The 13,722-nt window shown below is 51.2% G+C and carries 13 protein-coding genes; 11 read left to right on the top strand and 2 right to left on the bottom strand.

Annotated elements, in window-relative coordinates:
• The first annotated feature begins 98 nt into the window (after window positions 1-98).
• Window positions 99-1,268: a DcaP family trimeric outer membrane transporter gene (locus H1D31_RS09305; protein ID WP_065956339.1), complete on the top strand. Its 1,170-nt coding sequence runs from the start codon at window positions 99-101 to the stop codon at window positions 1,266-1,268.
• A 166-nt stretch (window positions 1,269-1,434) separates the two neighbouring features.
• On the opposite strand, the gene rne is transcribed toward H1D31_RS09305, so the two are convergent.
• Window positions 1,435-4,572 (bottom strand): ribonuclease E, encoded by a 3,138-nt coding sequence (gene rne / locus H1D31_RS09300; RefSeq protein ID WP_261260083.1) that lies wholly within the window; start codon window positions 4,570-4,572, stop codon window positions 1,435-1,437.
• A 515-nt stretch (window positions 4,573-5,087) separates the two neighbouring features.
• Between rne and rluC the strand changes: the two genes are divergently transcribed.
• Together rluC and H1D31_RS09290 are read left to right on the top strand one after the other, a co-directional pair.
• Window positions 5,088-6,041, top strand: a complete 954-nt coding sequence (gene rluC, locus H1D31_RS09295; protein WP_261257996.1) for a 23S rRNA pseudouridine(955/2504/2580) synthase RluC — start codon at window positions 5,088-5,090, stop codon at window positions 6,039-6,041.
• Window positions 6,042-6,075: 34 nt separating this feature from the next.
• Window positions 6,076-6,726, top strand: coding sequence for an HAD-IA family hydrolase (locus tag H1D31_RS09290; RefSeq protein WP_261257994.1), 651 nt, complete (start codon window positions 6,076-6,078; stop codon window positions 6,724-6,726).
• Here the strand turns inward: H1D31_RS09290 and H1D31_RS09285 are convergent.
• Entirely contained in the window at window positions 6,703-7,314 is a 612-nt protein-coding gene (locus tag H1D31_RS09285) for a Maf family protein (protein ID WP_261257992.1), read from the bottom strand. The two genes, H1D31_RS09290 and H1D31_RS09285, sit on opposite strands and share 24 nt — an antisense overlap.
• A gap of 154 nt (window positions 7,315-7,468) precedes the next feature.
• On the opposite strand from H1D31_RS09285, the gene yceD reads away from it, so the two are divergent.
• The 8 genes from yceD to fabF all read left to right on the top strand — a co-directional run bounded on the left by yceD (window position 7,469) and on the right by fabF (window position 13,649).
• Window positions 7,469-7,996, top strand: coding sequence for a 23S rRNA accumulation protein YceD (gene yceD, locus H1D31_RS09280; RefSeq protein ID WP_261257990.1), 528 nt, complete (start codon window positions 7,469-7,471; stop codon window positions 7,994-7,996).
• 15 nt (window positions 7,997-8,011) lie between these two features.
• A complete protein-coding gene (gene rpmF / locus H1D31_RS09275) occupies window positions 8,012-8,176 on the top strand; it encodes a 50S ribosomal protein L32 (RefSeq protein WP_008951891.1) in 165 nt (54 codons plus the stop codon).
• A gap of 39 nt (window positions 8,177-8,215) precedes the next feature.
• Window positions 8,216-9,247 carry a phosphate acyltransferase PlsX gene (gene plsX, locus H1D31_RS09270; RefSeq protein WP_261257986.1) on the top strand — a complete coding sequence of 344 codons (1,032 nt, stop codon included), beginning with the start codon at window positions 8,216-8,218 and terminating at the stop codon, window positions 9,245-9,247.
• A 6-nt stretch (window positions 9,248-9,253) separates the two neighbouring features.
• The gene (locus tag H1D31_RS09265) at window positions 9,254-10,213 is read left to right on the top strand and encodes a beta-ketoacyl-ACP synthase III (protein ID WP_008608293.1); all 960 of its coding nucleotides are present in this window, start codon (window positions 9,254-9,256) and stop codon (window positions 10,211-10,213) included.
• Window positions 10,214-10,273: 60 nt separating this feature from the next.
• Window positions 10,274-11,209 (top strand): ACP S-malonyltransferase, encoded by a 936-nt coding sequence (fabD, locus tag H1D31_RS09260; RefSeq protein WP_261257984.1) that lies wholly within the window; start codon window positions 10,274-10,276, stop codon window positions 11,207-11,209.
• Between the two features lie 21 nt (window positions 11,210-11,230).
• Entirely contained in the window at window positions 11,231-11,965 is a 735-nt protein-coding gene (fabG, locus tag H1D31_RS09255) for a 3-oxoacyl-ACP reductase FabG (protein ID WP_039925270.1), read from the top strand.
• 127 nt (window positions 11,966-12,092) lie between these two features.
• The gene (gene acpP, locus H1D31_RS09250) at window positions 12,093-12,329 is read left to right on the top strand and encodes an acyl carrier protein (protein ID WP_008608297.1); all 237 of its coding nucleotides are present in this window, start codon (window positions 12,093-12,095) and stop codon (window positions 12,327-12,329) included.
• An 81-nt stretch (window positions 12,330-12,410) separates the two neighbouring features.
• On the top strand, window positions 12,411-13,649 hold the full coding sequence (gene fabF, locus H1D31_RS09245) for a beta-ketoacyl-ACP synthase II (protein WP_261257980.1): 1,239 nt from the start codon (window positions 12,411-12,413) through the stop codon (window positions 13,647-13,649).
• Window positions 13,650-13,722: the final 73 nt, after the last annotated feature.

Genomic DNA, 13,722 nt, shown 5'->3' with positions numbered 1-13,722 from the left:
GTGTCGACCAAAGTTTACAAAGAAGAGACTGCCAGCTGTAGTTTCTGTAAAATAACCGCGAAGACAGTAAAACTATAAAAACCAATGGAGAACTCCAGATGAGACAAAGAAAGACGCTCAACGCCCTGACTGCAGCTGTGGCACTTGCCCTGACAGCAGGCGCGGCTCAGGCTAATAACGGTTTTAAAGTTGGCGATACCGAAGTTACCTACGGTGGCTTTATCAAGCTCGATATGATGTACAGCGATTCTGACGGCGAAATTGCTGCCTTAGGTCGCGATTTCTACGTACCGGCATTAACGCCAATCGGCGGCAGAAACACAACCCGTTTCGATGCACATGCCCGCCAGTCACGGTTTTTCTTTGCAACCTCAACCGATCTCGGTAATGGCGAGAAAATGACCGGTCGCCTTGAGTTCGATATGATGACCAGTAATAACGGCAACGATGAGCGGACCACTAACGGCTATAGCCCGGTAATGCGTCATGCGTTCGTCAGCTACAAAAACTGGACTGTCGGCCAGACCTGGTCAAACTTTATGGATCTGCAATCGCTGCCAGATACGCTGGACTTCGTTGGTAACCCTGATGCAGCTGTGTTTATCCGTCAGGCGCAAATCCGTTACACCTCTGGCAATTTCTCGGTTGCGATAGAGAACCCGGAAAGTACCATTACGCCATTTGGTGGCGGTGCCCGCATTACTACCGATGATAATGCGACACCGGATCTAACCTTCGGTTACAACTTTAAAGCCGGTAATGCGTCTTTCCGTCTGGGCGGTTTATTACGTCAAATCGCTATCGACGAGGGCGTGTTTGACGATACCGTCACCTCTTATGGCGTATCGTTCAGCGGTAAGTTTAATCTGGCAAACAATGATGATATCCGTTTTACCCTGAACCATGGTAAGGGCTTAGGCCGTTATGTGGGTTTAAATACCATTAATGGCGCTGTATTAACAGGCACCACTAATGCAGCCCGGCTGGAAGCGATTGATGTGACGGCGTTCTCTGTGGCTTATCGTCATCTGTGGAATGACAAGTGGCGTTCTACCTTCTTGTACTCAATGTTAAGTGCCGATAACGATACCACCTTAACCGGAACCGGCGTGACTAAGAGTACTCACAGCTACAGCGCTAATGCTCTGTATCAATTCAATCCGAAGTTTATGATGGGTATTGAATACAAGTTTGCGAATCGTGAAATTGAAAGCGGCCTGGATGGTGATATGCATCGCATTCAATTTAGCGCTAAGTACGACTTCTAAGTAAGACTGATGCCTGGTCAAAAACCACCGCTCTGACGGTGGTTTTTTATTGCTGCTAGTTTGTATCAGATATTGCTGGCTGACTGTTCGCGATCCGACAGCGATATACTTAAAAGAAGATAATAAAAAAGCCGGCACTGGCCGGCTTTTGCTACAGAGCGGTGATTTACTCCGCTTGACCAGGCTTGGTCATAGGCGCAGATACTGCCTGACGGGCAAAGGCTGAACCGGCTGGCCGCTCAGACGATTGCACCACCGGACGCTGTTCGGCGCTGGCAGCATTGATCACGATCTCCTGCTGCGTATCGGTAACCGCAGTAGGCTTAGTCATTTCAGCGACTACCATATTGCCAAAGCGACTGCCAGCAGGGCGCTTGGTCGCAACGGGTGCCACTGCTGTTTCAACTGCAACAGTTGCGGCGGCTGCTTCAACTGGCGCGGCTGATGTTGGCTGCACCGGCGCTGCTGCGGCTGACTCAGTGGCTGCGGCTTGCTCAACGGCCGGCTCTAACGCCAGGCTTTGTTGCTCAGGGCTGCTCTGGCTGGCGGCCGCTTCCTCAGTTGCCGTGACCTCTACTGCTGCCACTTCAGTCTCAGCAACAGGCGCTTGCGTTACGGTATCAGCGGTATCCGCTTTTGTCGTGCGACGACGGCTGCGGCTACGGGCTGGTTTGTCTTCAGCATCGACAGAGTTTTCCTTTGACGCAGCTGCCTTAACAGCGTCATCAGTAGCCACCTCAACTGCGACAACCACAGGCTCTGCGACCGTCTCAGTAACAAGCTCTGAGGCGACAGTCGCTGCAGTCTCGGCTGTGGCTGCAGCAACAGGGGTCTCTGCTTGGCTACTAACAGCAGCTTGTTCCGCTGTGACAGTGGCTGTTATCGCTTCATCTGCGGCAGCTGTTTCCTCAACGGCATTATCGGTCTGCTCTTTGCGACGCTTCTGACCGGCAGCACGTAAATGACGTGGTGAACGACGGCTACGGCTACGCGGCTCTGCAGCTTCTGCGGCATCATCGGCTAACACTTCGGTTTCAGGCACTGCTGCTGTGGCAACAGTCGCTTGAGCAGAGGTATCAACAACAGTATCAACAACAGCCTCAGGTGCCTTGGTCAGAGCTTCTGGCGCGGTATCAACTACAGTAGTCGCTGCTGCACTGACTACAGGCTCGGCAGCGGTTACCGGCGTTTCAGCTGTAGCAGCGTTAGCGACGGCTTCTGCTTTTGCTACCCGCACTGAACGCTGTAACTGACGACGGGCCCGACGCTCAGCGGCAGCGGCGCGGCTATTTGGCTCGTCCGCTTCCTCACGTTCTACCTTATCAACCTTAGCTTCAGCTGGCGCTTTACGGGCCTCTTGCTGCCGTGGCTGACGTTCTTGTTGCTTCGGACGCTCCTGGCGCTCCGGGCGACTGGCCGGGCTTGCCTTTTCTTCGCTTACCTTGTCCTGTGCTTTATCGGCAACTTTCTCAACCTGATCGCGACGCTTGTTGTTACGATTATTGCGTCTTCTGCTATCGCCACGTTCACCACGCTCACCACGTTGTTCCGGACGAGCGGTTGATTTCTCTTTCGGTTTATCCGCCGGTTTTTCCGCTGCCGGTGCGGCAAATAAACCCGATAACCAGCTTCCTAAACGGCTGAATAAACCAGGTGTGTTGGCCACAGGGGCAGCAACTTCGGCAACGACAGTTTTCGGTTGCGGTGCCGGCGCAGCAGTTTGCGCCATACTCAGTGCTGATATTGCCGGCTTTTCTTTTACCGCATCCGAAGCAGGCTGATACAGCTTGGTGGTGTGTTCCGGTACCTTGGTCAGGTTATAGCTGACATCTTCGATCTCTTCATCGATACGGATGCGGATCACTTCGTAGTTTGGTGTTTCCAGATGCTCATTCGGGATCACATATACCTGAACGCCATTGCGCTGCTCGATGCGACGCACGCCTTCGCGTTTTTCGTTCATCAGATAAGTAGCAACTGATACCGGCACCTGTGCCTGCACCTGGCTGGTGTTATCTTTAATCGCTTCTTCTTCGATTAAACGTAAAATTGACAGGGCAGAGGACTCAACGCTGCGGATAGTGCCACGGCCATGACAACGCGGACAGACATGACCGGCTGACTCACCCAGTGACGGACGTAAACGCTGCCGTGACATTTCCAGCAGACCAAAACGCGAAATCCGGCCAATTTGTACCCGGGCACGGTCTTGCTTCACGGCGTCTTTTAAACGGTTTTCCACTTCACGCTGATGCCGTACCGGCGTCATATCGATAAAGTCGATCACGATCAGACCGCCCAGGTCACGTAACCGCAGTTGGCGGGCGATTTCATCGGCCGCTTCCAGGTTGGTATTAAAGGCGGTTTCCTCGATATCGCCGCCTTTAGTGGCTTTCGAGGAGTTAATATCAATTGCTGTTAAGGCTTCGGTGCTGTCGATAACGATAGAACCACCAGAGGGTAACCGTACTTCACGGCGGAAGGCGGTTTCGATCTGGTTTTCAATCTGATAGTGCATAAACAGCGGCACTTCACCCTGATACATCTTCACGCGGTGCGCGAAGTCCGGGCGGAATTGCTGGATATAAACCTTGGCTTCTTCGAAAATCTTCTGGCTGTCGATCAGGATCTCACCGACATCGCGGCGCAGATAATCACGAATAGCACGGAATACCACATTGCTTTCCTGGTGGATCAGGAAAGGCGCGGCACGTTTCTGCGCTTCCTCGGTAATGGCCGACCAGTGTTTCAGCAGGGCTTTTAAGTCGTAATCCAGCTCTTCGTAGGATTTGCCAACACCAGCGGTACGCACAATCAGACCCATGCCATCCGGCATTTCCAGCTGGCCTAAGGAATCTTTTAATTCCTGACGCTCATCGCCTTCAATACGACGGGAAATGCCACCGGCGCGCGGGTTATTCGGCATCAGTACCAGGTAAGAACCGGCCAGGCTGATAAAGGTGGTTAGCGCGGCGCCTTTTTGGCCACGTTCTTCTTTATCGATCTGGATAATGACTTCCTGACCTTCTTTTACCACTTCTTTGATGTTTGGACGACCATCGAAGCTGTAACCAGCAGGGAAGTATTCGCGGGAGATTTCTTTTAACGGCAGGAAACCATGGCGCTCAGCACCGTAGTCAACGAAGGCGGCTTCTAAACTCGGCTCGACCCGCGTGATTTTACCTTTGTAAATATTGGCTTTCTTTTGTTCATGGCCTGGGCTTTCAATGTCCAGGTCGTACAGTTTCTGGCCATCGACCAGGGCTACGCGGATTTCTTCTTCCTGCGTGGCATTAATTAACATTCTTTTCATTGTGTGGTGACTCTATTGCGAAGCCACAACACAACAACCGGGCACCTGAGTGTCAGCCGTTATCAAACACAGAAGGGTGCAGTCTCACGACTGGGTGCTTGAGGGAACCTAATTTTACGTTTTACAACCCCGCTGCCGGCAAAACAGTGCCTGGCAGCGGGGTTTTCGTTATGCTTTCTGACACACAGCGCCTGCAGGCGTTGTGTTCTGACTAATCTTTACTGTTGTTGCCCGGTGACCGGACTTTGTGGTTTGCCGTTATTGGTAACAAATTACTCAACATTACCTCAGGCAAGTGGCAGTGGATTAACGCCGGGGTTATAAAAAACATTGGTTTTCACCACGATTTCGGTATGATCACATCCCCTGACGGTGCCGCACAAATTCTCTTATGTCACTTTGAGCGCCCTAATTGCCGTATTTCGGCACAATTAGCGGGCTGATTATCCCACTAATCTGCGCTGATTAGCAACTGAATTGTAATTTTAGCTGAGTATTTTGCAAAGATGACCGATGAAATAAAATTGCCAGTACAAATAATTGAAATTGAAGATGATTTCATCGGTCAGCGCATAGACAACTTTTTAATCGCCCGGCTGCGCGGTGTACCAAAAAGTGTGATTTACCGCGTTTTGCGCAAAGGTGAGGTGCGGGTGAATAAAAAACGCATCAAACCTGAGTATAAATTAGAGCAGGGTGATGTGGTGCGGGTGCCACCGTTAACCGTTGCCAGCGAACCCGATGCGGTATCGGTGAAATTGAGTCTGGTCAAAGATCTTGAGCAGCATATTTTGTATGAAGATAAAGATTTGATCGTACTGAATAAACCCTCTGGCATGGCGGTGCATGGTGGCAGTGGTTTACAGTTTGGTGTAATAGAAGCGCTGCGGGCGCTGCGCCCGGACGCTAAGCATCTGGAATTGGTGCATCGGTTGGATCGCGATACCTCGGGCTGTTTGCTGATCGCGAAAAAGCGCTCGGTTTTAACGCATTTACACGAGCAGCTACGCAATAAAACGGTAGAGAAAAAATACTGGGCGCTGGTTGCCGGCGATTGGGATAACAAAGTACGCAAGGTCACAGAGCCGCTGCGAAAAAATACGCTGCAGTCCGGTGAGCGGGTGGTCAAAGTGGATGCTGTGGAAGGCAAGCCATCGGAAACCCGGTTTCGGATTTTGCAGCGCTATCAGGAAGGCACCTTGGTAGAAGCCTTTCCGGTTACCGGCCGTACCCATCAGATCCGGGTTCATACCGCCTGTAAAGGCCATCCGATTGCCTGTGATGATAAATACGGTGATAACCAGTTTAGCCAGCAGATGCAGCAAATTGGACTTAACCGGCTGTTTCTGCATGCCTTTAGCTTAAGCTTTATCCATCCGATCAGCGAAACCACTATGCGCTTTGAAGCGCCATTGGATCCGAAATTAAGCCAGACTCTGGAACGGTTAAACCGTAAGTAACAAGGTCAAAACAGCGTAACGACGCGGAGTAGTGATGTCAGCAGTAAAACTGGTTATTTTCGATTGGGACGGTACCGTGATGGACTCGGTCGGACGCATTGTATCCTCAATGCGTGCCGCCGCAGCCTTAACCGCATTAGAGGTACCCAGCCATGATGCGGTAAAACAAATTATTGGCCTGAGCCTGGATCCGGCTTTTGACCAGCTGTTTCCGACTGCCAATAAAGCCCAGCGGCAGCAAATATTTGAACATTATCGCGATCAATATGTGCTGCATGACACCACGCCTACACCCTTGTTTGCAGGTGCTGAGGCAACGTTAAAGCAGCTGGCTGAGCAGAATATCCTGTTGGCAGTGGCAACCGGTAAGGCGCGCAAAGGGCTGGATCGGATGTTTGCCGAAACCGGGCTGGCGCCATACTTTGCTACCAGCCGCTGTGCCGATGAAGCGCAGTCAAAGCCGCATCCGGATATGCTTAAGCAAATTATCACTGAACTCGGTGTTAATGCGGAACAGGCTATTATGGTCGGCGATACCAGCCATGACTTAAAGATGGCGCAGGCGATTAATATGCCAAGGGTAGGGGTAAGCCATGGCGCCCATCCGGTATCGGTATTGGCGCAATATCAGCCGCTGGCAATTATTGACCATTTACCAGAGTTAACCTCCATCGTTGTGCAGTAACAGGTTTAAGCCTTCATTACGTAGCATCGCCAGCAGCCTGATCAGTGGTAAGCCAATTAGGCTGTTGGGGTCATCACCTTGCAGTTTGTCAAACAGGGCGATGCCCAGCCCCTCGCTTTTAAAGCTGCCGGCGCAATCCAGCGGCTGTTCCCGCGCCACATAGTGGCGGATTTCGGCCTCACTCAGCTCACGAAAATACACCACAAAGGGTTCAATCGCTTGCTGAACCTTGCCGGTTGCTGCATTCACCACGGCCAGCCCGGTTAAAAACGTCACCGCCTGGCCGCTAAACCGTCTAAGCTGGGCTTCAGCATTAGCTACAGTATGTGGCTTACCAAGTATTTCCCCCTGAAATACCGCCACCTGATCCGACCCTATCACTAAACCGGCACTTAGCGTCGCGGCTACTGCCTTGGCTTTAGCCAACGTCAGCCGGTTAACCAGGGCTTCTGCGGTTTCGTCAGGTAAAGGGCTTTCATCGACCTCGGGTTTAACACAGCTAAACTGTGTGGTGAGCTTTTGCAGCAAGGCGCGCCGGTAAACAGAGGTAGAGGCCAGATAGAGTGGCGGATGCTGCTGCGTAGTCATTTTTCATCCTTAGGGTGATTTCACGCTATGATTCAGGGGGCGGGCGCACTATAATGCGAAGCCGCGCTATTCGCCAGAAAGCTGCGAGAAATATGTTAAAAAACCTGCAGAACCCTTTGACACTCAGGGACTGCTTCTATATGATGCGCGCCTTATGCAAAAAGTGAAAATACCTGTTACGCTGGATCCGGTAAAGGCAGCGCAAAAGCGGTCGGACTACGAAGGCATTATAGTGCTGAGTACGTTAAGCCGACTGTCTGAAAGCTTGCTGAGTAACGACGGCGAAGTAACAGTCAGAATTGAATGCGGAACTGACCAGCAGGGACTGACTGTACTACAGGGTACAGCAACTTGTCTGGTAAGTGTAAAGTGTGAGCGATGTGGCGAAGCGATGCCGCTAACACTAGACTGCAGTTTTGCATATACTCCGGTTAACGGAGATGATGATGCGGCTTTGGAGTTGATTCCTGAGCGCTACGACGTGATCGAACGTGATGAACACGGCGAAATTAATTTACGGCAGCTTATTGAAGACGAGTTGATTCTGACGCTTCCTTTGTACCCGATGCATGCGCCTGAAGATTGTTCAGTGAATCCAGACGGCATGAGTTTCGGTGACATAGGCCCGGAGCCGGAAAAGCCCAACCCGTTTGCAGTGCTGCAAGAATTGAAGAAAAAGTGATTTAGGAGAAATACAATGGCTGTTCAGCAAAACAAAAAATCTCGTGCACGTCGTGACATGCGTCGTTCACACGATGCTTTAACTGGCCCAACGCTGTCAGTTGATTCAACTTCAGGTGAGACGCACCGCCGTCACCACATTACTGCCGACGGTTTCTATAAAGGCCGTAAAGTAAAATAAGTCCGGACCCTTGTCCTGACGGTTTTTACTGGTAGTAAAGTGCAGCCGCTAAAGCCGACTCTGGCTTTAGATATGATGGGGGGCGACTTTGGCCCCCGATCTACCATACCTGCCGCCCTGGCAGCGCTAACAGAATTCCCCGAACTCGAACTTGTCTTTTGTGGCGACCAGCCACTGCTTAGCCGTATGCTGACTGAAGCCGGCGTTGCTGCGCATCCGCGCATTCGCTTTGTACACAGTGACGAGCAGGTTTCGATGGCCGATAAACCCTCATTGGCCTTACGCACTAAACGTGACTCTTCGATGCGCCACGCCCTCGATCTGGTTGAGCAAGGTAAGGTTCAGGCCTGTGTCTCTGCCGGTAATACCGGTGCTCTGATTGCGATGGCGCACTATGTACTGAAAATGCTCAATGGCGTCGAGCGGCCTGCGCTGGTCAGTGCCTTACCCAGCTGCAACGGTAAGCCAGTGTATATGCTGGATTTAGGTGCTACCGTCAATTGTGATGCCGACACCTTGTTTCAGTTTGCGGTAATGGGCGCGGTGATGGCCGAAGAAGTGATCGGCATCCGGGCGCCGCGCGTGGCACTGCTAAACATGGGCGAAGAAGAGATCAAAGGCTCTGATCAAATCAAACGCGCCTCACAGTTACTGCAGGAATGCCGGGATCTGAATTATATCGGCTATATCGAAGGTAATGATATTTTCTCCGGTAAGGCGGATGTGATTGTTTGCGATGGCTTTGTCGGTAACGTGGCGCTAAAAACCTGCGAAGGGGTAGCGAAACTGATCCTGAAGCGGGCGCAACAAGGCGTGAAACAGCGGCCTTTTGCTGCTTTATTAAGCTGGCTGTGTAAACCCGCCCTAAAAAGTCTTTATCAGGGGATGAACCCCGACCAGTATAATGGTGCAAGTCTGATAGGATTGCGCGGCATTGTAGTGAAAAGTCATGGAAATGCGACGAAAGACGCATTTTTAAGTGCCATCCGACAAGCAGTGTGCGAGGTTCAACGCCAGGTACCTGCAAAAATAAAAGATCGGCTGGAACAGGTTCTGATAGATAAAGCATAGGCCAGCATGTACTCAAGAATTATTGGTACCGGAAGTTATTTTCCGGCAACAGTCCGCACTAATGCGGACTTAGAGTCTATGGTGGAAACCACAGACGAATGGATTATCGAACGCACCGGTATTAAAGAGCGGCGCATTATCGGTAAAGACGAAAGTGTGGCGACCATGGGTGCTGCAGCTGCCCGGAAAGCACTGGAAGCAGCCAACGTAGATAAAAACAGTGTCGATATGATTATCTGCGCCACCACCAGTGCCTCGCGCGCCTTACCCAGTGCTGCCTGCGAAATTCAACGCGAACTGGATATTCCTGCTATTCCTGCCTTCGATATTGCTGCCGCCTGCGCCGGTTTTTGTTATGCCTTAAGTATTGCCGATCAATACATTAAAACCGGTCTGGCAAAACGTATCCTGGTGATTGGCTCAGATTGTCTGTCACAGTTGGTCAGCCCGGAAGATCGCTCTATGGTGATCCTGTTTGGTGATGCCGCCGGAGCCGTGTTACTGGAAGCGTCAGAACAGCCAGGTATCCTATCAACCCATATTCATGCCGACGGTAAATACTCAGAATTGCTTTACGTCGATAACCCTATTCGCGGTGACGAAGCCTCGGTACATAACTCCTGGGGTAGCATGAAGGGTAACGACGTCTTTAAAGTCGCCGTAACCAAGCTGTCTGAAGTGGTTGAGCAAACCCTGGCCGCTAATAATATGGATAAATCACAAATTGACTGGCTGGTGCCGCATCAGGCGAACTTACGAATTATTGCTGCGGTGGCGCGTAAACTGGATATGTCGATGGATCAGGTGGTGATTAACCTGGATCGCTATGGCAATACCTCGGCGGCGACAGTGCCGACAGCGCTGGATGAAGCAGTACGTGATGGTCGGATTCAGCGTGGTCAAACCTTATTGTTAGAAGCCTTTGGCGGCGGTTTCGCCTGGGCCTCTGCACTGGTTCGCTACTAAGCTTTTATTTCAATGAAAATTCTTAATTTCAATGCAGGCACCTTTTAACAGGGTATAACGATGACGAAAAAACTTGCAATTGTCTTTCCTGGTCAGGGTTCACAGAGTGTTGGTATGTTAGCCGATCTGTATCAAACTTACCCGCTGGTACAGGATACGTTTAACGAAGCTTCAGCGGCACTGGGTTATGATTTATGGGACCTGGTTGCGAATGGCCCGGAAGAGCAGCTGAATGAAACCCAGCGCACCCAGCCGGCGTTATTAACGGCTTCCGTTGCCGTCTGGCGTGTATGGCAGCAACAAGGCGGCGCTACGCCAGCCTATTTTGCCGGCCACTCGTTAGGCGAATACTCGGCACTGGTTTGTGCTGGTGTACTCTCTCTGGCCGATGCGGTAAAACTGGTAGAAAAGCGTGGTCAGTATATGCAGCAGGCAGTTCCGGCCGGTACTGGCGCCATGGCAGCAATTATTGGTCTGGACGATGCGGCCATTGCCAAAGCTTGTGCCGACGCGGCTCAGGGTGAGGTAGTGGCGCCGGTTAACTATAATTCACCGGGTCAGGTGGTGATTGCCGGTCATAAAGCGGCGGTAGAGCGGGCCGGTGAAGCCTGTAAAGCGGCCGGAGCCAAACGCGCGCTGCCGTTGCCAGTAAGCGTACCTTCGCACTGTGCGTTGATGCGCCCGGCAGCTGAGCAACTAGCCTCCGATCTCGCTGCGCTAAGCTTTAAAGAGCCGGCGATTCCGGTGGTAAATAACGTTGACGTGCAAATTGCCAGCAATGGCGATGCGATTAAAGATGCATTAATTCGTCAGCTGTATAGCCCGGTGCGCTGGACTGAAACTATTGAGTATTTCGCCGCGCAGGGCGTAACCGAGGTACTGGAACTGGGCGCGGGCAAGGTCCTAAGTGGCCTGATTAAACGCATTAATAAAGAGCTTAGCACCAGCTCAATCACGGATAGCGCCGCGTTAAGCGCTGCCCTTACAGCAGAATAAGGTAACAAGATGACAGCATTTATTTCATTAGAAGGTAAGGTCGCGCTGGTAACAGGCGCCAGCCGTGGGATTGGTAAAGCCATTGCTGAGCAACTGGCTGCTCTGGGTGCCAAAGTAGTCGGTACCGCGACCAGTGAGAAGGGCGCAGCCGCTATTTCTGACTATCTGGGCGCTAACGGCAAAGGTTTAGTGTTGAATGTGACCGATGCCGATTCTGTTGAGCAGTGCCTGGCGCAAATCAAAGAAAGCTTTGGCGAGATCGATATTCTGGTAAATAATGCCGGTATTACGCGCGATAATCTGCTGATGCGGATGAAAGATGAAGAATGGTTTGATATTATGCAGACCAATTTAACTTCGGTGTATCGGCTGAGCAAGGCGGTACTGCGTAGCATGATGAAAAAGCGTTTTGGCCGCATCATTACTATTGGCTCTGTTGTGGGGTCAATGGGCAATGCCGGACAAACCAATTATGCTGCGGCGAAAGCGGGTGTGCTGGGCTTTACCAAATCACTGGCCCGTGAAGTGGCATCACGCGGTATTACCGTAAATGCTATCGCACCGGGTTTTATTGATACGGACATGACGAAAGAGTTGTCGGACGAGCAAAAAGAAGCTATTTTCTCGCAAGTCCCTGCAAATCGTTTAGGGCAGCCAGAAGAAATTGCGGCGACAGTGGCATTTCTGGCGTCCACGCAGGCAGCCTATATTACCGGTGAAACAGTTCACGTTAACGGCGGTATGTATATGGTGTAAGCAAATCAGGTTTGACCAGCAAAAAATGCCAAGGGCATTGCTTGCATCAACCCCTGCTTACGCATAAACTAGCGCCAAACCAAATTGCACGATTTGTTGCGATTTAGATGAGAAAAAGGAAGAAAAGATGAGCAACATCGAAGAACGCGTTAAAAAGATTATTGTTGAACAACTGGGCGTTAAAGAAGAAGAAGTGAAAAACGAAGCTTCTTTCGTTGACGACCTGGGTGCAGACTCACTGGACACAGTAGAGCTGGTGATGGCGCTGGAAGAAGAATTCGATACTGAAATTCCAGACGAAGAAGCAGAGAAAATCACCACGGTGCAATCAGCCATTGATTACATCAAAGCCCACGCTGAATAAGCCGAAAGCTTGAGAAACGGGTAGCGAGGCTACCCGTTTTCGTTTTAAGAATCAGAAAAACAGGTATCTACGGAGGACACGGTGGCAAAACGTCGTGTAGTGGTAACAGGTTTAGGAATGTTGACGCCGCTGGGCAATGATGTGACCAGCAGCTGGCAGGGACTGCAGCAGGCGAAAAGCGGCATTGGCCTGATCGAGCACTTTGACACCAGTGCTTATACAACTAAATTTGCCGGCTTAGTCAAAGATTTTGATGTTGAGCCTTATTTCCCGGCGAAAGACGCCAAAAAAATGGATTTGTTTATCCAATACGGCGTAGCAGCAGCCATGCAGGCCTTTCGTGACTCCGGCCTGGAAATTAATGAAGTGAACGCCCATCGCATTGGCGCCGCTATCGGTTCCGGTATTGGTGGTTTAGGTTTGATTGAAGAAAACCATACCAAACTGCTGAACAGTGGCCCGAAGCGTTTATCACCGTTCTTTGTGCCATCAACCATTATCAATATGATTGCCGGCCAACTGTCGATTATGCTCGGCCTAAAGGGGCCGAATATCAGTATCGTCACCGCCTGTACTACAGGTGTACACAATATTGGTCAGGCAGCGCGGATGATTGTTTATGGTGATGCTGATGTGATGGTAGCCGGTGGTGCTGAAAAAGCTTCAACCGAGCTCGGTATGGGTGGTTTTGGCGCGGCTCGCGCGTTATCAACTCGTAACGATGCGCCGCAGCAAGCCAGCCGGCCCTGGGATAAAGACCGTGACGGTTTTGTGCTGGGCGACGGTGCCGGTGTGATGGTGTTGGAAGAATATGAGCATGCCAAGGCCCGTGGTGCGAAAATTTACGCCGAGCTGGTCGGTTTTGGCATGAGCGGTGATGCCTACCATATGACCTCGCCACCGGAAAACGGTGATGGCGCTGCCCGTGCGATGAAAAATGCACTGAATGATGCTCAGGTTAACCCAGAGCAAGTGCAGTATATCAATGCCCACGGTACCTCAACGCCAGCGGGTGATATCGCGGAAACCATGGCGATTAAAACCGTATTTGCCAACAACCTGGATAAACTGATGGTCAGCTCATCGAAGTCGATGATTGGTCATCTGTTAGGGGCTGCCGGTTCAGTGGAGTCTATTATTACCGTGCTGTCGCTACAGGAACAGCTGGTGACGCCAACCATTAACCTGGATAATCCAAGCGAAGGTTGCGATCTGGACTATGTGCCGCATCAGGCGCGTCAGGCGAAACTGGAGTATGCACTGTGTAACTCCTTTGGTTTTGGTGGCACTAACGGCTCGATTTTGTTTAAGAAAATCTAAGCCGCGATGCTGTTTGCAAGAAACCGCAGTTAAATACTGCGGTTTTTTTATGCAGCTAAAGCCGCCAAACCGG

This window comes from Alishewanella sp. BS5-314, assembly GCF_025377695.1.
Classification (GTDB): domain Bacteria; phylum Pseudomonadota; class Gammaproteobacteria; order Enterobacterales; family Alteromonadaceae; genus Alishewanella; species Alishewanella aestuarii.
This window is presented reverse-complemented; position numbering and strand designations above follow the sequence as displayed.